This is a genomic window from Actinokineospora globicatena (assembly GCF_024171945.1).
Lineage (GTDB): Bacteria > Actinomycetota > Actinomycetes > Mycobacteriales > Pseudonocardiaceae > Actinokineospora > Actinokineospora globicatena.
The window spans coordinates 337,904-359,328 of sequence record NZ_JAMTCR010000006.1 but is presented as its reverse complement, the minus strand read 5'-3'; the positions used below and the strand labels follow the sequence as shown (position 1 = coordinate 359,328).

The window sequence follows — 21,425 nt, the reverse complement described above, 5'->3', positions numbered from 1 at the left end:
GTCACTCCCCCAGTCCGCTGGCGATCTTCTCCGCCAGCATGATCGTGGTCAGGTTCGTCGGGGCGCTGGGCATGGTGGGGAACACCGAGGCGTCGACCACCCGCAGGTTCCGGACCCCGTGCACCCGGCACCGCTGGTCGACCACCGACATCGGGTCGGCGGCCGGGCCCATCCGGGCCGAGCCGATCGCGTGCCAGCCGGGGCTCATCACGTTGCGGACGGCGCTGCGCAGCACGGTGTCGTCGGCGACCATGGCGTCGTTCCACAGCTGGACCTCGGTCAGCCGCTCGGCGAACGGCCTCGACCGCAGGATCCGCCAGGCTTGCCGGACCCCGAGGGCGAGTCGGTCGACATCGTCGTCGACCGACCCGAAGCCCAGTTCGATCACCGGCTGGGTGCGCGGGTCCGCGTCGGGCAGGCAGACCCGGCCCCGGGACTCGGGCCGCAGCAGCATCACCGAGATGCCGACCACCATCGGCCACCCGAGCCGGTTGGCGAACCCGGGGATGGTCGAGGTCTCGACGTTGTTGAGCAGCCACACCTGCAGGTCGGCCGCGTCGCCGCCGACCCCGCTGGCCACCCTGGCCGCGACCTGCCGCCACGGGATGCCCGGTGTGCACAGGCCGTCGCGCGGCCTGGCCCAGATGACGACCGACGGGTGGTCGACCAGGTTCTCGCCGACGCCGCGCAGGTCCGCGACCGGGGTGACGCCCAGGTCGACGCAGATGTCGGCGGGGCCGATGCCGGAGCGCAGCAGGATCGCGGGCGAACCGATGGCACCGGCGCTGAGCACCACGTTCCTGGCGGTGATGGTGCTCAGCTCGCCGTCGCGCAGCACCTCGACGCCGGTCACCCGCTGGCCGTCGAGCAGCAGCTTGGTGACCTGGCAACCGGTGCGGATCTCCAGGTTCGGCAGGCCCCGCACCGGCCGGAGGTACCCGGCCGCGGCGTCGACCCGCTCGGTGCCGACGGTGTTGGCCGGGACCGCGCCGACGCCGACGTCCACCCCGGCGTTGAGGTCGGTCAGGTCGGGCACCCCCATCCGGCGGCACTCGTCCCAGAACGCGAGGTCGAGTTCGTGCAGCTGGTCGCGGCGCGGGCGGCGGATCGGGATCGGGCCGCGCGTGCCGTGGTCGCCGCCGGGGAAGTCGGTGTCGCGCTCGACGAGCTTGTAGAAGGGCAGCACCCGGTCCCAGGACCACTCCGTGTTGCCCATCGCGACCCAGTCGGCGAAGTCCCCCGGCAGGGCGCGCATGGCCACCGCACCGTTCACAGAGGACGATCCACCGACCACTTTGCCCAAGCGGTAGGGGAAACGGCCCCACAGCGCCTTCGACCTCGCCGTGGCCGACCCACCCACGGTCGCGAGCGCACGCGCCCGGCCGCGCAGGTTGGCCTGGTAGTCCCAGTTGAAGCCCTCCAGGATGAGCCTCGTGCCGTCCCGCAACGGGTTCGGCGCGTCCAGGTCGAGCGGCTGGTCGGCACCCGCCTCCAGGAGCAGGACCCGGTGCCCGCGCGCGGCGAGCCGGGCCGCGACCACGGACCCGGCCGACCCGGCGCCGACGATGACGTGTTCCCAGTGCGGCGCGGTCATGACCCGGAGTCCCGCAGCGACCCGATGACGGCGGCGAAGTCGGCGATGGTGGCGTTGGTGAACAGCGCCTCGATGACCTCCTGCTCGGCGGCGGAGCTGATGTTGAACGCGGTGCGCAGGTGCCCGATGATGCCGACCGCGTGCAGGGAGTCGCCGCCGACGTCGAAGAAGCCGTCCTGCGCGCCGAAGTCGTCGTGCCCGAGCTGCCGCGACCAGATCGCCAGCAGGTCGCGTTCGACGTCGTCGCGCGGTGCGACGCGCTCACCGGGTTCGGCGCCGTCCTGCCATGGCGCGGGGAGGGCGCCGTGATCGATCTTGCCGTTCGCCGTGAGGGGCAGCGCGGCGATGCTGACGAAGTGGTTGGGCACCATGTAGCTGGGCAGCTGCTCGGCGAGCGCGGCCCGCAGCACGGCCGGGTCGGTGCTCTCCGAGCCGTCGACCACCAGGTACGCGGCGAGTTGGCGCTGCTTGCTGTGCGGGTGCGTCGGCGCGGCGACCAGGGCCTGCCGGACACCGGGCTGCCTGCTCAGCACCGCCTCGATCTCGCCGAGCTCGACCCGGTAGCCGTTGATCTTGACCTGGAAGTCGTCCCGGCCGAGGATCTCGATGTCGCCACCGGGCAGGTACCGGCCGAGGTCGCCGGTGCGGTAGAGCCGCTCGCCGGTGACCGGGTGCACGACGAACCGCTCGGCGGTGCGCTCCGGGTCGGCCCAGTAGCCGTCCGCGACGCCGACGCCGCCGATGTGGATCTCTCCGGCCACCCAGGTCGGGCACGGCTCGAACCGCTTGTCGAGCACGTGCAGCGTCTGGTTGGCCAGCGGCTTGCCGTACGGGATGCTCGGCCACTCCGGCGGCACCACGCCGATCGGGTTGAACACCGACCAGATCGAGCCCTCCGTGGCGCCACCCAGGCTGATCAGGTTCAGCTCCGGGAAATGCCGGTGGACCTGCTCGGGCAGCGTGGTCGGGATCCAGTCGCCGCTGAGCAGGGCCAGCCGCAGTCTGCTGCCCAGCGGAGTGGTGTCGCCGAGGGACTCGACCCAGATCCGCATCGGGGCGGGCACACTGTTCCAGATGGACACCCCGTGCCGGTCGATCAGCTCGGACCAGTGAGTCAGGTCGCTGGCCCGCTCCGGGGCGGGGACGACGACGGCACCGCCTGCGCCGAGGACGCCGAAGATGTCGTAGACCGAGAGGTCGAACCCGGTGGGCGCCAGGGCGAGCACCCGGTCGTCGCGGCCGACGCCGAAGCGCCGGTTGATGTCCTGCACGGTGTTCGCCGCGCTGCGGTGGGAGATCATCACCCCCTTGGGCTCGCCGGTGGAGCCGGAGGTGAAGATGACGTACGCCAGGTCGTCGACCCGCTGCCTGCTGTCCACCGGGTCCGCCGAGCAGCGCCGGGTGGCGTCGTCGTCGATCGTGACGAGGTCGACCTCCGGTGGCCAGGTCAGCGCGTCGCGCAGATCGGGCTCGGTGACCACCGCGCGCACGCGGCAGCGGTCGAGCAGCTTGATCCTGCGCTGCTCCGGCAGTTCCGGGTCGATCGAGACGTAGGCGGCGCCGGAGTGCAGCACCCCGAGCAGGGCGGTGACCAGGTCGGGGCCGGGGCGCATGGACACGGCGATGACGGTGTTGGGCTCGGCGCCGCAGCACTCGCGCAGCCTGCGGGCGAGGCGGTGCGCGGGTTCGGTGAGCTGGCGGTAGGTGACCTCGGCGTCGCCCGCGATGACCGCGACGGCGTCGGGGGTGCGGGTCGCGGCGGCGGCGACCAGGTCGTGCAGCCGGGCCGGGAGGATGTCGGCGTCGGTGGCGTTGGCGCGGGCGCGTTCGTCGGCTTGGGCGGCGGGCAGCGGGATGATCGCGGCGGTGTCGCCCCACGCGGTGACGTCGTCGACGAGCCGGTCGAGCAGGGTGCGGTAGGCGTGGAACATCGCGTCCAGCACACCGCTGGCGAACAGGCCCACGACCGAGTTCCAGCTGACGGCGACGCCGCCGTCCTGGTCGGTGACCTGGTTCTCCAGCCACACCTGAGGTGTCTGGCTCGCGCTGTGCACGACGTCGCCGAACCCGGTCAGCGCCTCGGCGCCGCAGCCGAGCATGTCGGAGAACACGACCGGCATCGACGCGGCCCGGCCGTCCCCCTGCTTGCGGGTCAGTTCCCGCAGCACGCGGATGCCGCCGAAGGCCGAGTTGGCCTCGTCGTCGCGCAGCCTGCGCTGGGTGGCCGCCGCGCGGTCGTGGAAGGTCGGGCCCGGTTGGGCGACGAACAGGCTGGGCGAGAGGAAGTCGCCGATGATCGCGTCGACGTCCGGGTGCAGCGGGTGCCGGTCGAGCTTGCTCAGCGCGACGGTGAACTCCTGGCGTTTCGACCAGGTCCGCAGCACCTCGCAGTAGGCGGTCAGCAACACCGCCGCGGGGGTCAGGTCACGGCTCGCGGCGACCTCGGTGAGGGCGGCCCAGCGCTCCCGCGTGATCAGGGTCTCGCGGCGGGAAAAGGTAGGCCTGCCAATGCGTTCCGGGGCGGTGGCCAGCGGGAGTTCCGGTGCGGCGGGCAGGTCGTCGAGGCGGGTGAGCCAGTACTTCTCGGCCCAGCGGCCCGCGGTCGAGGTCGCCAACTGCTGCTCCGCGAGGACGTAGTCGCGGAAGGTGAGGTCGAGCGGGGCGGGCTCGTGGGCGGGGTTGTCGTAGTGCTCCCGCCACTCGCGCATCAGCTGGAAGAACCCACGGGCGTCGACGAACACGAGGTCCATGCTCACGTGCAGACGCGTCTGGCCGTCGGTGAGGCGGGTGGCGCGGATGTCGAACAGCGGCCACGTGTCCACGGGCAGCACCTGGTCGGCGAGTTCGGCGCGGATCGCTGCCACAGCGGCGTTCCGGGCGGCGGGCGGCTCGGCGCGCAGGTCGGTGCTCGCGATGCGGTACGGCGGGACCTGGTCCAGGACCCGCTGTTCCCCGTCGGCGTCGGCGACCGCGCGGAGCATGTCGTGGCGGGCGACGACCTCGTTGAGCGCGTCGGTGAGCCGGGGCAGGTCCAAGCCCCGGCTGTCGAACTCGAAGTAGAAGTGGCTCGCCACACCACCGAGTTCCAAGCCCCGGTGCCGACCGATCAGGTAGGCGTACTGGATGTCGGTGAGCGGGAACGGGTCGTGGCGCTGGTGCGGGTGGGGCTCGGCGCGGGGCAGGTCGGGGGTCGTCAGGTCATCCATCGTGGGCGCACCTCTCCTTCGCGCATCGCGGGACCAACGCGCGGAACGGACACAGCGGGCGGGGGGTGGATCGCGGCTCGACCGGACTGGAATGGCTCGGTCCGATCGGCAGCCCTGAACGGGCCGTCATTTCCTGCTCCGCATAAGACCAGCGGTTCGCGATCGCTGTCAAGCACGCGGGTATCGGGTCAATTTCCGGTTCTCCGGCGGGCACTCGGGCAACGTGCGGGTTCGCGCGCGCTATTTCGTGCGTTTCGAACTGGGCCAGACGAGTGAGCGCGTTAATCGCCCTCGTTGAGCGCATTCCGAATTCCGGGCACGATGCCGGGCATGACCCCCCGGATCCTGATCGGCGCCACCGGCTCGATCGCGGTGACCGCCCTGCCGCTGTACCTGACCGAGCTGCGCGCCACCCTCGGCGCCACCATCACCGTCCTGATGACGCACACCGCGACCCTGTTCCTGCCGCCGCACACCGTCGCCATGCACGCCGACCGCGTCATCAGCGGCGAGTCCCCCACCGACTGGCCCACCGACAAACCCTCACGCCTGGCCGCCGAACACGACCTGTGCGTCGTCCTGCCCGCCACGGCCCACATCCTCGCCGCGGCCGCCACCGGCTCCGCCCCGAACCGCCTCGCCACGGTCATCCTCTCCGCCCGCCGCGGCACCCTCTTCTTCCCCTCCATGGGCGCCGCCATGTGGGAAAAACCCGCCGTCCAGCGCAACATCACCCAACTCCAAGCCGACGGCCACCACCTCCCACCCCCCGAATGGCACACCACCACCGACATCCACACCGGCGCCCTCTCCCACCACCCGACCATCCCGTCCCCCGCCACAGTCACGAAAACCATCAGCGACCTCCTGGACTAGACACCTCAAGTAACGCAATCCCTTGGCCAATCCAGCTCGCTCGATTACGGCACCTCTTGGCCTAACCGCGCTTCGCCGCTCGCGGCACCTCTTGGCCTACCCCCACCTTCTCGGTCGCGGTGCCTCTTGGCCTAATCGCAGCCTCTTGGCCTAACGAGTCTCTCCGGAGTCCCTCAGCCCTTTTCGCCCAGCTCAGATTTTCCGTCTTCTGGGTGACAGAAGTTATCCACATCTGGATCTTCACTGGGGCCTTCCCAAGATCAACTGTCGGTGGGTCCTGGTAGACTGGCCCAGGGACGCCCCCCGGAGAGGATGGGGGCTGGGCGGGGGAGGGACCGCGCGCGGGCGCGATCCGGGGTCGGTAGGCCCAAGGGGCATGCGGGATCGACGCGGGCGGGGTGCTGGACGCAGCCAAGGGCACGCAGCCGCGAAGCTGGGATTCAGCGCGTGGGGTCAAGCAGGGCGTTGTGCGAGCTGCGTCAAGGCCGGTCGGAGAAGGCATTCCGACCGGCCTGTCGCCGTTCCAGGGCCCTTCTACGGCTCGCGAGGCCTTCCACACCAGCGCGGCCGCAGCGGCACGCGCAGGGGGCTCGGCGGCTGGCGTCAGGGGACGAGTTGGTCGGTTCGGCGGGGTGTGTCGGTGGGGTCTTGGGCGAACCAGAGGGCTAGGTCCTGCCAGGTCTCGGCGCAGGCGTGGGCGAGTTCGGCGACGGTGGTGCGGCAGTGGGGTGGGACGGCGTCGAGGAGGGCTTTGCGGTCTTGGTCGGTGAGGGCGTGGAGGCTGAGGAGGCGGATGAGGGCGCGGCCCATCTCGCTCAGGCGGAGGGAGGGGTCTTGGCGCAGGCGCGACAGCAGGTCCTCGACGTCGCGGTCCGGGGCCGTGGGGGTGGTGTCGGGCCGTTCCTGCTGGCGTTGCCGCGGCGGGACCGGGTCCTCACCCCGCGCCAAGCGGTCGCGGACGTCGCGGACGGTGCTCAGGGAGATGCCGGACGCGGTGGCGACCTGGCGCAGGGAGGTGGACGGGTCCTCGCGCAGCATCAGGCAGGCGAGGCGGCGGCCGTCGGCGCTGTTGAGCGGGCGGACCCGGCCGTCGCGGCCGATCCGGGTGCGCGACTGCGGGGCATCGCCAGTCGCGCACCGGCGGATGACCGCGACGGTCCTGGCCGCGAGGCCGGTCGCCGACGCGATGGCGCGGTCCGACCAGCGCGGGTGCGAGGCGATGATCCGCATGGCGGCGACCCGGCGGTCGGCGAGCGAGAGCGGCAGGCCGTGCGCGATGTTGGCCCGGACGCCGAGCACGAACGCCTCCGCCTCGTCGCCGTCGAAGAACAGCACCCGGACGGTGTCCTCGCCGCAGAGCACGGCCGCCCGCAGCCGGTGCATGCCGTCGATCACCCGCATAGTCGCGCGGTGCACCAGGACCGGGGGTAATACCGCGGTGGACTCGGCGAGCGCACGCACGTGTTCGCTGTCCTCGCCCGCTAACCGCGGTGAGTCCGAGGGCCGCAATACACTGATCGGGACAGTCACCGACGGGGACCGCGCCACCCAGTGCTCGGGGGAAGTCCCCGGCTGGTCGTACTCGCCACCGTGCCCCACTTGAGCTACCCCCAGGATGGTCGGTCCACCACCTACTCCGGCACCGCCGCGCGACCGGGCCTCACAGGCCGTACCGGCGGTCCCCCAGCACGATCTCGGCGACTTCCCGCTCCAGTTCGGCGGTGAACCCGTTGGCGTGCAACCGTTTCGCTGACACAGCGGCATTGGTCCTGGCTAGCACGACGTCTTGGTGCAGTGCCATGGCCGCCGCCGCGCCCGCGCCAGCGGCGGTGATGACCTGCGCTCGCGGGTTCACCACGTTGCCCGCCGCCCAGACACCGGGCGCACTGGTGGCGCCCGACTCGTCGACGATGAGGAATCCCTGCTCGGTGGCGCGGCAGTCGAGCCCGGCCAGCACCGCGGTGTTCGGCACGAAGCGGGGTGCGACGAACACCGCCGACCTCGGTGTGCTGCCGCCCTCGGTCTCGACACCGCGCAGCACGTCGTCCCGCACGACCAGCTCGGTCACCGTCCCCGGCATGACCCGCACCCCGACGGCCGCCAACTGTTCGCGTTCGTCGTGGGAGAGCGCGTGGGTGTGCTCGAACAGGACGACGTCGTCGGACCACTGGCGGACCATCAGCGCCTGGTGCGTCGAGACCGGGCCCGTCGCCAGCACGCCCAGCGGTTGGTCGCGCACCTCGTGGCCGTGGCAGTACGGGCATTGCAGGACATCGCGCCCCCACCGCTGCGCGACACCGGCGACCTCCGGCAGTTCGTCGCGCATGCCGGTGGTCACCAACAGCCGCGGCGCGCTCTGGCTCGTGCCGTCCGCCAACCGGACCACGAAACCGGGCAGCACCTCCGCCACCTCGGTGTCGACCAGCGCACCGCCGTACGCGGCGACCTCGGCCCGGCCGCGCTCGACGAGTTCCGCGGGCGGCATGCCGTCCCTGGTCAGGAATCCGTGCATGTGGGCGGCGGGGGCGTTGCGCGGTGAACCAGCGTCCAGCACGGCCACGTCCAAGCCCGCCCGCGCCAGCAGCAGCGCGCCGCTGAGGCCCGCAGCTCCCCCACCCAGCACGATCACGTCGCGCACGGTCACCTCGCGTGCCGCCACATCGCGCATCGTCACATCGGACACCGCGGCGTCGCGCGGTACCACATCGCGGACCTCGCGGTCACCCGATCCCATGATTTCCCCTCGTGCTTGGCCGGCCTCACCCTCGGAGACTACAGTATTCCAAGGAACACGGGAACTGGAGTGAAGCCTTGCGGGACAACCAATCGAGGCCGGACCTGTTCGAGGAACTGGCGCGCGTGGGCAAGGCGCTGGGCAACGGCAAGCGGCTGGAGCTCATCGACCTGCTGGCCCAGGGCGAGCGCGGTGTCGTCGACCTGGCCACCACGGCCGGGCTGACCGTCACCACGACCTCGGCGCACCTGCAGACGCTCAAGCACGCGGGCCTGGTCGCGTCGAACCGGGACGGCACCACGATCCGCTACCGGCTGGCCAGCGCCGGGGTGACCGCCCTCTACAGCAGGTTGCTGGAGGTGGCCGCCGCCCAACTGGCCGATGTGGACATCGCCGCGCGCCGCTACCTCGGCCCCGAGGACACCGAGGCGATCGGCCGCGACGAGCTGCTGCGCCGGGTCGGCGCGGGCGAGGCCATCGTGGTGGACGTGCGGCCCGCCACGGAGTTCTCCGCCGGTCACATCCCCGGCGCGCTGTCGATCCCGCTGGACGAACTGGTCGAGCGCCTCGACGAGCTGCCCGCCGGGCTGGAGGTCGTCGCCTACTGCCGGGGCATCTACTGCGCCTTCTCCCACGACGCGGTGCGGCTGCTCAACTCGGCGGGCCGCCGCGCGGTCCGGCTCGCGGACGGCATCCTGGAGTGGCAGGTCGCGGGCAACCCGCTCGCCACGGCCGACGACACCTGACCGTCCACAAGGGAGTCTCTTGTGGACCCGATGTTGTTCCAGGGGGCCGGTTCCCCGGCGATTCCCCGGGCCGGCAGCATGGCGTGATGGGGATCAAGGAGTTCGAACCACTTGTCGTCGCCGCGTTGCCCGGGGTGCTCGCGGCGATACCGGGGGAACCGGCCGCCCAGCTCGGCAGGTTCGCCTGGAGGGAGAACGAGCGGCGCGCGTCTCGGGAGCGCGGGCGGCGGAGACCGAGAGCGCAGGCGGCGTTGGACGAGGTCGGCGACCTGCTCGCCGAACGCGTGCTGGGGGCACTGGAGTTGACCGTCGACCGGCTGGTGGTCGGGACCCCGGCCGACCTGCTCGCCGGACTGCCCCCGATCACCGCCACCTCCTACGGCATCGGGTCGACGGGCAGCACAGCGGTCGACACCGCGCCGACAGGTAACACCCCAGCAGACAGCACTCCGGCAGACAACACGGTCGAGATCAGCACCTTGGCCGGGATCCCGATGAACGCGGTGCCCGCCCTGGTCGCGGTTCCTGATCCCGGGGTGTCCGACAGCGCGTTGCCGGATGTCGTGAACGCGGGTAGGGCGTTGTTCGGGATCGCGACGATCGGTGGTGGGACGAGTGCGGCGCGGACGGGCGCGTCGCTCGTCGAGCAGGTGCACCCCGGCGCGTCCGACCTCGTCGTCGAGCTGATGGAGGCGTTGCTGGACAAGGCTTCGGTGCCGGATGCCGCGGGGAGCGAGCAGGAGATCGCGGCGCAGCACGGGGCCGCGCACCTCGCGTTGGCCATCGTCGTGTCGACGGCGGTGTTGCGCGGGTTGGGGACGGCCGTGGCGGGCGAGGCGTCCGCGATCATCGGGGTGGCGTTGGGCGCGGTGGTCACGGTGCTGCCGGGTGTGCCCAAACCACCCGGGTACGCGGCGGCGGTGTTGGCCAAGCGCCAGGCCGAGTACCTGTTCCCGCAGTGGTCGAGTGCCTCGGCACGCGTGACGGGCAACCAGTTCTGGCTCACCGAGGGCTCGATCCCCGCAGCGGCCGACTTCTCCGCCAACGGACTCGTCACCGCCGCGCCGGACGGGGTGGTGATCCGCACTGGCATGGCGGACGGGCAGGTGCGGCTGACGGTGAACGTCCTCGCGGAGCCGCCCGACGCCGTCGAGCTGAACCACTGGGACGAGGTCGTCGAGATCAGCTGGATCGCACCTCGGGGCGGGGCAGTCCTGTCCGGCGCCACGTCGGACCGCCACCGGCCGCGCTGCGAAACGCCGCCGTGGCCAGGGGATTACCGCATCCGCGTGCACGCCACCGCGCGGGACGACAGTGCTGATCGGGATGGTGCGGACGAGTCGTACCAGCTGGTGGTGTGGCAGGCGCCCACGACGGAAGCGTTGGTGCACAAGGCGACTGACCGGCTCGGGCACCGGCTGCGCGGGGAGTCCGAACCGCCGCAGGTGGTCGCGCCGGAAGCCGAGTACCGGTGGGTCACCCGTAGTTCGCTGTCCGAGGCGGCCACGGTCACCTTGGTCCGTGGCCTCTCCGCCGACGAGGTGATCCGCGCCTTCGGTGGCGACCCGGCCGCGCCCGTGCCGCTCGCCCCGGACGCATCGTCCTTCTTTCGGATGGACTACCACCTGCCGCAGAAGGTGGCGGTGCTGGCGGTGGACGACGTGGTGATCGCCGTGGAGGAGAACGGGTTCCGGGGCGCGGACCTGGAGACGGTGAAAGCGTTGTCCCGCAAGGGGGTGGCGGGGAGTGTGTACTGGAACGTCAACGGCAACTTCCAGTTCACCGTCGCCACCCGCGGCACGGTGGCGTTCGCGGGCGACCCGAGGGTGCAGCCAGCGCCGTACACCGAGGGCATGGACTTCGCCGACTACCGGCACCGCACGGCGAAGGGGTTGGCGGCACTGGCCAGGTTCATCGGCCGTGGCATCACCGAGGACGACTTGGCCGTGATCCACCTGGCCGACGAGTCCTACGTGCTGCCTTGAGCGCGGAGGTCGCTTTCCGCCACTGCCAACGTATAGCGCACGTGGGGGCTTGTGGCAAGACCCGGTCGGTACCGCAGAATCTCCCGCCGAGGCCGGATGCCGGGGAAACGGGGAGTCGCGTGGTGCGTGTTCTGTTGTCGACGTGGGGATCGCGTGGGGACGTCGAGCCGATGGTGGGGCTCGCGGTCGCGTTGCGGTCGCTGGGCGCCCAGGTGCGGGTGTGCGCGCCGCCGGACGGGGAGTTCGTCGACCGGCTGGCGGGGGTCGGTGTGCCGGTGGTGCCGGTGGGCGGGTCGGTGCGCGAGTTGACGATCGGGGTGCGGCCGTCGCCCGAGGAGCTACCCCGGCGCGCGGGCGAGGTGGTCGCGGCGCAGTACGAGGCGGTCGTGGCCTTGGCGGACGGGTGGGACGTGGTGGTGGCGACGGGCCCGGTCCCGGCCACGGCGGCCGCGCGATCGGCGGCGGAGAAGCTGGGCATCCGCTACCGGTGCGCCGCGTTCCAGTCGATCACGCTGCCGTCGCCGCACCACCCGCCGCTGGCGTACCGGGGTCGGCCGCTGCCGCCGGAGGTGACCGACAACCGGGCGCTGTGGGACCAGGACGCCCAGACCGTGACCACCCTGTTCGGCGCGGCCCTCAACAATCACCGCGCGTCCGCCTGCCTGCCGCCGGTGGCCAACGTCCGCGACTACGCCCTGGCGGGCGATCCGCTGCTGGCGACGGACCCGCTGCTGGACCCGTGGCAGGAGATCCCTGACCTCGCCGTCACCCAGACCGGCGCGTGGATCCCGCCGGACGACCGCCCGCTACCGCCCGAGGTGCAGGCGTTCCTGGACGCGGGCGACCCACCGGTGTACGTCGGCTTCGGCAGCATGCCCCTGGCCAGCGACATGGCCCGCATCGCCATCGACGCGATCCGCGCCCAGGGACGCCGCGTCCTCCTCGGCCGAGGCTGGGCTGACCTGCGCCTGACCGACACCGCCCCCGACTGCCTGGCCGTTGGGGAGGTCAACCAGCAGGCCCTGTTCCCCCAGGTCGCGACCGTCATCCACCACGGCGGCGCGGGCACGACGACCACCGCGACCAGGGCGGGGGTGCCGCAGGTGGTGGTGCCCCAACAGACGGACCAGCCGTACTGGGCAGGCCGCGTAACCACCTTGGGCATCGGCGTAGCCCACAACGGCCCCACACCCACGGTCGACTCCCTGTCCACCGCCCTAGCGCAAGCCACATCCCTCCACCCCCGCGCCTCCGAGGTAGCCACCATGATCACCCCCACCGGCGCGACCACAGCCGCCGAACTGCTCCTCGCCTGACACCAGCGAGTTACTCCTCAGTGGCGACTGGGGTCTGGATGGTAAGGCGGTCGCGGATGTGGCGGGCTATGACGGCGAGGATGGCGACCACGGGGACGGCGAGGAGGCTGCCGACGACGCCTGCCAGGCTGCCGCCGAGGGTGACGGCGAGGAGGACGACGGCGGCGTGCAGGCCCAGGCCCTTGCTCTGCAGCATGGGTTGGAAGACGTTGCCCTCCAGTTGCTGCACGGCGATGATGATGCCGAGGACGATCAGCGCGTCGGTCGGGCCGTTGGACACCAGGGCGATCAGCACCGCGACGAAGCCGGCGAACAGAGCGCCGACGATCGGGACGAACGCGGCGACGAAGGTCAGCACCGCCAGCGGGAGCACGAGCGGCACCCCCATGATCCACAGCCCGAGGCCGATGAACACCGCGTCCAGCAGGCCGACGAAGGCCTGGGAGCGGACGAACGCGCCGAGGGTGTCCCAGCAGCGGCCCGCGACCACGGGGACGTCGGTGGCGAGCCGACCAGGCAGCTGCGCGGAGAGCCACGGCAGGAAGCGGGGCCCGTCCTTGAGGAAGTAGAACATCAGGAACACCGCGAGCACGGCCGTCACCAGCCCGCTGGCCACGGTCCCCACCCCGGTCACGGTGGCGTTGACGATGCTGCCCACACTGCCCTGCAGCTTGGCCACGGCCGCGTCGAGCGCGGTCGTCACCTGGTCGTCGCGGATGTTGAGCGGCGGCCCGGACGCCCACTGCCGCATCTGCTGGATCCCGTCCACCACCCCGTCGACCAGCTCCCCGGACTGCGACGCCACCGGCACCACGATCAACGTCACCGTCCCCGCCGCGACGAGCAGGAACAGCACCGTCACCACCGACGCCGCCACCGCCCCCGACCACCCGCGCGACCGCAGGAACCGCACCACCGGCCAGGTCAACGTCGTGATCAACAACGCGATCACCACCGGCCAGATCACCGACCACATCCACCCCAACAGCCACAGCACCGCCGCGGCGAACCCCAACACCAACAACCCATCAAGCCCAACCCGCGCCGCCGACCGCAACGCACCCCGAGCCCGCCCAGAATCCACCGTCTCACCCACGGACCCACCTAAGCACCCCAACCGCACCAACCCCGTGAACCCCACCGCAGCAATCCCCCTAACGGTGGGCGAACGAACCACAGACCGGGGCTTGGTGGCCGGATGGTTGTCCACATGGGGCTGGGTTGTCCACAGGGTCTGGGTTCAGCCTCTCTGGCCTTGCGTTCGCCTGGGTAGGCTATGTATTCGGGGCTCTTTGGTGCGGGTTGATCTTGTGGGGGTGCTGTGAGCTGGGGATCTCCGGCTTTCGGGGCCTCCGCTGCGCTGCGGTAGACGCCTCGGCTGCGGCATCGAACAGGCGCGATTTTCGAGCGAAGCTCGATGGGGCGAACTTGTTTTGCGCGGGGCCCCGAGACCACCCGTGGCAGGACCGCAAAGCAGGGGCCGAAAAGCATGGCCCTGTCCGCGCAACGACGCTACGGGTGGTCCTCCCCCACACAAAACAAGTCCACCCCATCGAGCCAGCCTGGCACCAGCGACTCGGGTGGAGCGCGGGGCGGCCAACGTCGTCTGGCGGGCGTGTCGGGGCCAACGTTGATGGCGGGTGCTTTTGGGCCAACGTTGTTGGGTCTTCGCCAGTCGTAGGTGGTGGGCTGGCCGGGCGTGGGGACTTGGGGGAGCGAGGCCCTATCGGTCGTCCGCGCTCGACCGGGGCGGTGTGACGGGCTCGTGGGGCCAGCGTCGATGGTCAGGTGCGCGCACGCGCTTGGTCCCGGCCCACCGGGGGTGGGTTAGCGGGGGGTGGTGTTGGTGATGGCGTGGTTGATGCGGTGGCCGATGTCTCGGAGGTGGCGGACTTGGGCCTTGGTGAGGGCGTCGAAGACGAGGGTGCGGACGGTGTTGACGTGGGCTGGGGCAATGGTGGTGATGGCCTTCATGCCCTCGTCGGTGAGGGTGGCGAGGGTGTAGCGGCCGTCGGTGGGGTCGGGGCGACGGGTGAGCCAGCCGCGTTTTTCCAGGCGGGTGGCTACTTGGGAGAGGCGGGGGAGTTGGCCTTCGGCGAAGCAGGCGAGGACGCTCATGCGCATGGTGCGGTCCGGGGCCTCGGACAGGCCTGCCATGACCTGGTACTCGAAGTGGGTCAGGCCGGAGTCGCGCTGGAGTTGGCGGTCGAGGGCGGCGGGGAGCCGGACCATGAGGGTGGCCAGGGCCATCCAGGTCTGGTGTTCGTCGTCGTCGAGCCAGCGGGGCTCTGGGGATGGGCGGTCGACCATGCGGTCACCCTAGCCGAGTGTTACTTGCACCGTGAAGTCAACGGGGCTAGCGTTCACTTCACGGTGCAAGTCATGTGGACAAGAGGAGCCTGCCGTGAACGTAGTGCTGTGGATCGTCGCCGGGGTGCTCGCCGCCGCGTTCCTCGGTGCCGGGGGGATGAAGGCCGCTCAGCCGAAGGAGAAGTTGGCCGCCGAGCCGAGGATGGGCTGGACGGCGGACTTCAGCGGTAGCGCGATCAAGACCATCGGCGCCCTGGAGGTGCTCGGCGCGATCGGGCTCATCCTGCCCGCGCTCCTCGACATCGCGCCGATCCTGGTCCCGATCGCGGCGACCGGACTGGCGGCGGCGATGCTGGGCGCGATCATCGTCCACGCCCGTAGAAACGAGACCGCGAGGATCGTCGTGCCCGCCGTCCTCTTCGTACTGTCGGCGTTCGTCGCATGGGGACGGTTCGGCCCGTACGCCTTCTGACCGGCAGGTGCCCTCCCGCGAACCGAGAGGGCACCTGTCAGATCACCAGCCTGAGCGAGCCGAACGCGGACCGGCCACCAATGCCGTCGGCTGGATCGGGAGTTCGGGCGATTCCGCCGCGGCACAACGGGTTCCGTCAGCCGGGGCACGGAGCGTGATCAAGTACCGGTCCGCCGCCTGGCGCACGCAGTCGGTGCGGATGTAGGAGACGTGCCCCCAGCCCTCGTAGGTCAGCAGGACGGTCTTGCCCCGGGTCTTGCGGTGCAACGACCGCGCCCAGTCGTAGCCGGTGGACGGGTCGTGCAGGTTGTTGAGCATCAGGATCTTCGGGGCGTCGTCCAACTGCGGCAGTCGTTGCGGATTGGCGGCGTCAGGCAGTCCGACGCAGCCGTGCAGGACCTGGTGGCCGAGGAACGCGCGGGACATGTGCGGGGACAGCTCGTCGGCTCGGCGCAGCAGGCTCGTGTACTCCTGCAGCGACCGCGGGCGGATCTGCCAGTCCTGGCAGAAGGCCGGGAGGAACGCGTTCGGTTCGACCTCGTCGGCCACGAGCCGCTGAGGCGCGGTCCGCGCGCGGGTGAGCAGCCACTCGGAGAGCTGGGTCCAACTCGGGTCGTAGAAGGACCACAGCGTGTAGTCCAGAATCTGGCTGGCTGACACCTTCCGCGTGGGATCACCCGGTTCGGTGATCTCGCCGCGGCCCGCGCGGGCGATCAGGTCGTCGTAGAACGCACCGACATCGCGGCCGCGCAGGGCGCACGTCTCCGATGCGGCGCACCACTTCTCGAACTCGCGGAACGAGTCGGCGCTGGCGTTCGCGGTGCCCTCGAGGAACGTCCGCGCGTCCAGGCTGTGGTCCAGGTTGGAGTCGTTGACCATGGCGCGCAGGTTGCGGCCGTAGCGCTCGGCGTATTGTTGCCCGACGAGCGTGCCGTACGAGACGCCGTAGTAGCTGATCTTCCGCTCGCCCAGCGCCCGGCGGATCGCGTCGATGTCCTCGACCACCGCGAGCGAGTCGGCGTGGTCGAAGACCGGGCCGCTGCGCGCACGGCAATCCGCCGCCAGTTCCCGGTTGTAGCGCCCGAGCGCCTCGAAACCGGCCCGGGTGGTCGGTGTGGTCGACGGCCGCGCCGCGAGCAGGGCCGACGAGCACACGATCGGCTGGCTGCGGCCGATCCCGCGCGGGTCGAACCCGATGATGTCGAACCGGTCCTGGATGTCCTGGCTGAACCAGTACGGCGCGGCGAAGGCGAACTCGACGCCCGAGGGACCTGGCCCACCGGGGTGGATCACCAGGCTGCCGACCCGCTTGGCCGGGTCGAGCGCCTTGCGCCGCGCGAGCGCGATGTCGACCTTGGCGCCGCGCGGGTTGGTCCAGTCCACCGGGACCCGCACCGTGCCGCACTCGACCTCGGCCAACTCGGGGCACGGCCGCCAGTCCACCGCACCGGGCCGCGCTTCGTGCTCTTGCGCGGCCGAGGCCACCGAGGTCATCCCCACGACGAGCGCGACCACGGCGACGAAGCCGCCGAGCGCCCGGGATGTCGATCCCACAGACTTCCTCCTGATTGCTGGTGCCCACTCGGGCAAGGGAAGTGTTCAGGAGTCCGTTTCCGGGCACAATCGACCCAATGGCCCACTCTGCCGGATTTTCCCGCCCTGCGTTGCACATCGCGCAGCGCGATAGTCCCAAAAGGATGATAGCCGCGACAAAATTGAGGCAGCGCAAGGAAACTTCTCGCCCATCAAGAAACCCCGCGTGATTGACCTGCGGCACGGGGACGAGAACGCCCGAGCCGAGGGCGTGTACCGGCAGGTGTAGCGCTGAGCACATGCGCGACCACGATCCGGAGGCGGGCTGCCAGGATGGGGCCGACCAGACACGTCTCAGCGTTGAGGAGTGACATGACCGCGATCACGCGCGTCCACGGGCGGCAGGTCCTGGACAGCCGGGGGAACCCGACCGTCGAGGTGGACGTCGAGCTGGCGGACGGTTCGTCGGGGCGGGCGGCGGTGCCCTCCGGCGCGTCGACCGGCACGAACGAGGCGGTCGAGCTGCGCGACGGCGACCCGGCGCGCTACCACGGCAAGGGCGTGCGCAAGGCCGTCGCGGCGGTCAACGGGGAGATCGCCGAGGCGCTGCTCGGGGCGGACGCGCGGGCCCAGTCGGAGGTCGACAGCACCATGGTCGAGCTGGACGGCACGCCGAACAAGGCGCGGCTGGGCGCCAACGCGACCCTGGGGGTCTCGCTCGCGGTGGCCAAGGCCGCCGCTGCGGCGCACCGGCAGCCGCTCTACCGCTACGTCGGCGGGGTGTACGCGCACCTGCTGCCAATGCCGATGATGAACATCATCAACGGTGGTGCGCACGCCGACAACGCGATCGACTTCCAGGAGTTCATGATCGCCCCGGTCGGCGCGGAGAGCTTCGCCGACGCGGTGCGGATCGGCTCCGAGGTGTTCCACACGCTGCGCGCGACGCTGCGCGCGGCCGGGCACAACACCAACGTCGGCGACGAGGGCGGGTTCGCGCCGAACCTGAACTCCGCGGACGAGGCACTGGAGTTCGTGGTAGCCGCCATCGAGAAGTCCGGCTACACCCCCGGCGAGGACGTCGCGGTGCTGCTGGACCCGGCCGCCTCGGAGTTCTACGTCGACGGCGTGTACGACTACCGGGGCGAAGGGCGCAAGCGCTCGGTCGAGGAGCACGTGGAGTACCTGGCCGAGCTGGTCCGCCGGTTCCCCATCGTGTCCATTGAGGACCCCATGGCGCAGGACGACATCGCGGGCTGGAAGCTGGTCACGCAGGCCCTCGGCGACCGCTGCCAACTGGTCGGCGACGATGTGTTCTGCACCAACGCGGCGCTGTTGTCCGAGGGCATCGACGCGGGCATCGCGAACTCGATCCTGGTGAAGGTCAACCAAATCGGTACCCTCACCGAGATGCTGCTGACCGCGAACACCGCGTTCAAGGCGGGCTACTCGGTGGTGATGTCGCACCGCTCCGGCGAGACCGAGGACACCACCATCGCCGACCTGGCCGTGGCCACCGGCTGCGGCCAGATCAAGACCGGCTCACTGTCGCGTTCGGACCGCACCGCCAAGTACAACCAGCTCATCCGCATCGAGGAGGAGCTCGGCTCGCAGGCCCGGTACGCGGGCAGCGGCTCGCTCAGCTGACCCGCCTGGCCGGTGCGGTCTTCCCGCACCGGCCAGGTCAACCAGCCAGGGCGCGTGCCTGCCGAGAGGCGTCGGTGACCGTGGAACCGACGCCGCGGAAGAACCCTGCCTTGGCGCAGTCGAGGGTGACCTGGTAGCCGCCGGTCACGGTGTCCGTTGAGGAGTGTCGGCACACCTTGCCGGTCTGGCGGGTCAGGGTGAGCAGGGCGACGACCTCGGTCTCGGCGTCGGTCAGGTAAGTCCCGACGGCGCGGTAGAAGCCTGATTTCGCGCAGTCGAGGTAGGCCAGGTAGCCGCCGGTAGCGGTCGTGGGTGCGGTGCTGGAACAGACTATTCCGGTGGTGGCGGCCAGGGTCCGGAAGTCGAAGGCCTGGGTGGCGGCGCTGGTCACCGACGTGCCCACGGCCCGGTAGTACCCGGAACTGCGGCAGTCGAGCCGGGCCTCGTAGCCGCCGGTGGCAGCGACGGGGTCGTCGGCACGGCAGACGACGCCGGTGTTCGCGGCGTACTGCTGCAACGCGTAGACGGCCGAGTTCGCGTCGTTGAGCGTTGTGCCGACCCCGCGGAAATAGCCTCCACTCTGGCAATCCAGGTGCACCGCGTAACCGCCGGGGACAGCCTGGGTCCCGGAGATCGAGCACGCCGGTAGGGCCTGGGCCGTCACCGGCGATGCCACCAATCCCAGGACCAGCGCTACCGCAGCGATCAAGATGTTCGGACGTCGCACAACAATCCCCTCCCCCGCGCTCCCCCCCAGCGCCGCCAACCTTGCCACCTGGCCGAGAATCGGCGTCAGGTCCGATCGGGCGAATCCTCCGTAGAACAGAAACCGTTATGGCACAGAGGAACTGACGAAGCCCTGGCGCAGTGGTCTTCCTTGCTCAAGCGCGGAATGTGCGGCGGTAGGTGTCCGGTGGCACGCCGACGGTCCGGTTGAAGTGGCGGCGCAGGGTCGCGGCGGTGCCCATGCCGGTGGCCACGGCGATCGCGTCGACGCTGTCGTCGGTGGTCTCGAGCATTTCCTGTGCCCGGCGGATCCGCTGGGTGAGCAACCATTGCAGCGGGGTGGTGCCAGTGCTGGCGTGGAAGTGGCGACCGAGGGTGCGGGTGCTCATGTTGGCCTGCCGGGCGAGGTCGACGACGGTCAGCGGGCGGTCGAGGCGGCGGGTGATCCACGGGAGCAGCGCGGTGAGCGGGTGGTCGTCGGTGGTGGGCACGGGCGTGCTGACGAACTGGGCCTGGCCACCCGCGCGGTGCGGCGGCACGACGAGGCGGCGGGCGAGGGTGTTGGCGACGGCGGAACCGTGGTCGAGGCGGACGAGGTGCAGGCACAGGTCCATCGCGGCGGCCTTGCCCGCGGAGGTGAGGACGCTGCCGTTGTCGACGTAGAGCACGTCGGGGTCGACCTCGACGCGGGGGTAGCGGGCGGCCAGCTCCTCGGTGTGCGCCCAGTGGGTGGTCGCGCGGCGCCCGTCGAGCAGCCCGGCGGCGGCCAGGACGAACGCGCCGGTGCACAGGGAGGCGACCCTCGCGCCCGCCTCGTGGGCCGCGCGCACGGCGTCGACCAGGTCTTCCGGCGGGTTCACGTCGACGTCGGTCCACCCGGGGACGATCACGGTGTCGGCGCGCGCGAGGTGGTCGAGGCCGTGGTCGGGCACCAGGTGGAAGCGGCCGAGGGTGACCGGGGCGGAGCCGCAGATGGCGAGGTCGTACCAGGGGCTGACCACGCCGTCGGCCCCGAAGACCTCGTGCGCCAGGGCCAACTCGAAGTGGAGCATGCCGTCGGTGGCGGCCAACGCGACAGTGGGCATGTCCGGGAGTGTACGTCGGCGGTGTCCGAAACTGTGCGGATCGTGGCGTTCCGGACACTGGTGGGGTCGAGGGGGAGAGCGGAGGATGTCCACAGTGGATCTAGGAGGGGGAAGCTGTGGGCGACGCGGTGGTGGTTTATGGGGCTTCCGGGCATACCGGGCGCTTCGTGGTCGCGGAGTTGTCGCGGCGGGGGTTCGAGCCGATTCCTGCCGGGCGTCGGGCGTCGGACTTCCCGGGGCTGGACGTGCGGGTAGCGGCGGTTGATGACGCGGCCGGGCTTGACCGGGTGCTGGCGGGGGCGGCCGCGGTGATCAACTGCGCTGGGCCGTTCGCGGTGACAGCGGGGCCTGTGGTGGAGGCAGCATTGCGGGCGAGCGTGCCCTATGTGGACATCGCGGCGGAGATCGAGGCCAATGTGGACACGCTTGCGCGGTTCGCAGGGATGGAAGGTGTTGCGGTTCCGGGGATGGCGTTCTTCGGAGGCCTCGGCGACTTGTTGGCCACGGCGGCGATGGGCGACTGGGTGCGCGCGGATTCTGTGCACGTCGCATACGGCTTGAGCGGGTGGCACCCGACACCGGGCACCTTGGCGGCGGGGGCGGTCTCCCGGGATCGGCGCGGCGGGAAGCGGGTCCGGTTCGTCGGGGGGCGCTTGGAGTATTGCTCGGGGCCGCTGCCTGTGGAGGAGTGGGACTTTCCACAGCCGCTGGGTCGACGCGCTGTTCTCGGCGAGTTCACCATGGCGGACGTCGTGACGATTCCCAGCCATGTGGAGGTGGGTGAGGTGCGCACGTACATGACTACTGACGCGGCGGCGGACCTCGCGGCGGGGTCGACCACGCGGACTCCGGAGACTTTCCTCGTCGACGTGATCGTGCGTTCCGGCGGCGAGTCGCGTCGGCTTGCCGCTTCCGGTCGGGACATCTACGCGGTCACGGCTCCCCTCGCTGCCGAGGCGGTGGAGCGGATCTTGACTGGACGGCTCCGTCGCACCGGCGTCGCCTCAGCAGGCGCCCTCTTCGACGCCCCCGACTTCCTCCGCGCGCTATCGCCGCACATCACGATCCATCGCCCGACCAGGTGAAGTTCCGGACTCGCCCGCCCATCCGCCCAGGTCGGCTCATCCACAAGGGCCGGAGTTATCCACAGGCCAACCGCTACCGGCCGGTCACCCACCCAACCCCGGTAGACTGG

Annotated in this window: 16 protein-coding genes; 7 read left to right on the top strand and 9 right to left on the bottom strand. The window is 71.0% G+C overall.

Features of this window, described 5'->3' with window-relative positions:
• Position 1: 1 nt before the first annotated feature.
• The gene (locus tag LV79_RS29105; protein ID WP_253841482.1) at positions 2-1,594 is read right to left on the bottom strand and encodes a GMC family oxidoreductase; all 1,593 of its coding nucleotides are present in this window, start codon (positions 1,592-1,594) and stop codon (positions 2-4) included.
• Positions 1,591-4,800: a non-ribosomal peptide synthetase gene (locus tag LV79_RS29100; RefSeq protein ID WP_253841481.1), complete on the bottom strand. Its 3,210-nt coding sequence runs from the start codon at positions 4,798-4,800 to the stop codon at positions 1,591-1,593. Before LV79_RS29100 ends, LV79_RS29105 begins: the two co-directional genes overlap by 4 nt.
• 330 nt (positions 4,801-5,130) lie before the next feature.
• On the opposite strand from LV79_RS29100, the gene LV79_RS29095 reads away from it, so the two are divergent.
• Positions 5,131-5,676 (top strand): flavoprotein, encoded by a 546-nt coding sequence (locus LV79_RS29095; protein WP_253841480.1) that lies wholly within the window; start codon positions 5,131-5,133, stop codon positions 5,674-5,676.
• Between the two features lie 603 nt (positions 5,677-6,279).
• Here LV79_RS29095 and LV79_RS29090 read toward each other — a convergent pair.
• Positions 6,280-7,092: a ParB/RepB/Spo0J family partition protein gene (locus LV79_RS29090; protein ID WP_443612883.1), complete on the bottom strand. Its 813-nt coding sequence runs from the start codon at positions 7,090-7,092 to the stop codon at positions 6,280-6,282.
• 244 nt (positions 7,093-7,336) lie between these two features.
• Positions 7,337-8,344, bottom strand: coding sequence for an NAD(P)/FAD-dependent oxidoreductase (locus LV79_RS29085; protein ID WP_253841878.1), 1,008 nt, complete (start codon positions 8,342-8,344; stop codon positions 7,337-7,339).
• A gap of 143 nt (positions 8,345-8,487) precedes the next feature.
• On the opposite strand from LV79_RS29085, the gene LV79_RS29080 reads away from it, so the two are divergent.
• The 3 genes from LV79_RS29080 (at position 8,488) to LV79_RS29070 (ending at position 12,457) form a co-directional block, all read left to right on the top strand.
• Positions 8,488-9,156 carry an ArsR/SmtB family transcription factor gene (locus LV79_RS29080; RefSeq protein WP_253841478.1) on the top strand — a complete coding sequence of 223 codons (669 nt, stop codon included), beginning with the start codon at positions 8,488-8,490 and terminating at the stop codon, positions 9,154-9,156.
• Positions 9,157-9,242: 86 nt separating this feature from the next.
• The gene (locus tag LV79_RS29075) at positions 9,243-11,141 is read left to right on the top strand and encodes a DUF6461 domain-containing protein (RefSeq protein WP_253841477.1); all 1,899 of its coding nucleotides are present in this window, start codon (positions 9,243-9,245) and stop codon (positions 11,139-11,141) included.
• 122 nt (positions 11,142-11,263) lie between these two features.
• Complete coding sequence (locus tag LV79_RS29070) at positions 11,264-12,457, top strand: glycosyltransferase (protein WP_253841476.1); 1,194 nt, start codon at positions 11,264-11,266, stop codon at positions 12,455-12,457.
• Between the two features lie 10 nt (positions 12,458-12,467).
• On the opposite strand, the gene LV79_RS29065 is transcribed toward LV79_RS29070, so the two are convergent.
• Together LV79_RS29065 and LV79_RS34190 are read right to left on the bottom strand one after the other, a co-directional pair.
• Positions 12,468-13,553 carry an AI-2E family transporter gene (locus LV79_RS29065; RefSeq protein WP_253841475.1) on the bottom strand — a complete coding sequence of 362 codons (1,086 nt, stop codon included), beginning with the start codon at positions 13,551-13,553 and terminating at the stop codon, positions 12,468-12,470.
• A 731-nt stretch (positions 13,554-14,284) separates the two neighbouring features.
• A complete protein-coding gene (locus LV79_RS34190; RefSeq protein WP_285470296.1) occupies positions 14,285-14,767 on the bottom strand; it encodes a MarR family winged helix-turn-helix transcriptional regulator in 483 nt (160 codons plus the stop codon).
• Between the two features lie 94 nt (positions 14,768-14,861).
• Between LV79_RS34190 and LV79_RS29050 the strand changes: the two genes are divergently transcribed.
• On the top strand, positions 14,862-15,239 hold the full coding sequence (locus LV79_RS29050; RefSeq protein ID WP_253841474.1) for a DoxX family protein: 378 nt from the start codon (positions 14,862-14,864) through the stop codon (positions 15,237-15,239).
• Between the two features lie 42 nt (positions 15,240-15,281).
• On the opposite strand, the gene LV79_RS29045 is transcribed toward LV79_RS29050, so the two are convergent.
• Positions 15,282-16,793 (bottom strand): alpha/beta hydrolase, encoded by a 1,512-nt coding sequence (locus tag LV79_RS29045; protein WP_253841473.1) that lies wholly within the window; start codon positions 16,791-16,793, stop codon positions 15,282-15,284.
• A 351-nt stretch (positions 16,794-17,144) separates the two neighbouring features.
• On the opposite strand from LV79_RS29045, the gene eno reads away from it, so the two are divergent.
• Entirely contained in the window at positions 17,145-18,419 is a 1,275-nt protein-coding gene (gene eno / locus LV79_RS29040; protein WP_253841472.1) for a phosphopyruvate hydratase, read from the top strand.
• 37 nt (positions 18,420-18,456) lie between these two features.
• Here the strand turns inward: eno and LV79_RS29035 are convergent, their stop codons facing one another.
• Positions 18,457-19,146: a hypothetical protein gene (locus LV79_RS29035; protein WP_253841471.1), complete on the bottom strand. Its 690-nt coding sequence runs from the start codon at positions 19,144-19,146 to the stop codon at positions 18,457-18,459.
• 154 nt (positions 19,147-19,300) lie between these two features.
• Positions 19,301-20,230, bottom strand: coding sequence for a helix-turn-helix domain-containing protein (locus LV79_RS29030; protein WP_253841470.1), 930 nt, complete (start codon positions 20,228-20,230; stop codon positions 19,301-19,303).
• 116 nt (positions 20,231-20,346) lie between these two features.
• Here LV79_RS29030 and LV79_RS29025 point away from each other — a divergent pair, with 116 nt between their 5' ends.
• Positions 20,347-21,315, top strand: a complete 969-nt coding sequence (locus tag LV79_RS29025; protein WP_253841469.1) for a saccharopine dehydrogenase NADP-binding domain-containing protein — start codon at positions 20,347-20,349, stop codon at positions 21,313-21,315.
• The last annotated feature ends 110 nt before the right edge of the window (positions 21,316-21,425 follow it).

Coding starts and splice junctions, on each gene's coding strand:
- LV79_RS29095 (WP_253841480.1), top strand. CDS start 5,131: ATGACCCCCCGGATCCTGATCGGCGCCACCGGCTCGATCGCGGTGACC.
- LV79_RS29100 (WP_253841481.1), bottom strand. CDS start 4,800: ATGGATGACCTGACGACCCCCGACCTGCCCCGCGCCGAGCCCCACCCG.
- LV79_RS29085 (WP_253841878.1), bottom strand. CDS start 8,344: ATGCGCGATGTGGCGGCACGCGAGGTGACCGTGCGCGACGTGATCGTG.
- LV79_RS29105 (WP_253841482.1), bottom strand. CDS start 1,594: ATGACCGCGCCGCACTGGGAACACGTCATCGTCGGCGCCGGGTCGGCC.
- LV79_RS29030 (WP_253841470.1), bottom strand. CDS start 20,230: ATGCCCACTGTCGCGTTGGCCGCCACCGACGGCATGCTCCACTTCGAG.
- eno (WP_253841472.1), top strand. CDS start 17,145: ATGACCGCGATCACGCGCGTCCACGGGCGGCAGGTCCTGGACAGCCGG.
- LV79_RS29075 (WP_253841477.1), top strand. CDS start 9,243: ATGGGGATCAAGGAGTTCGAACCACTTGTCGTCGCCGCGTTGCCCGGG.
- LV79_RS34190 (WP_285470296.1), bottom strand. CDS start 14,767: ATGGTCGACCGCCCATCCCCAGAGCCCCGCTGGCTCGACGACGACGAA.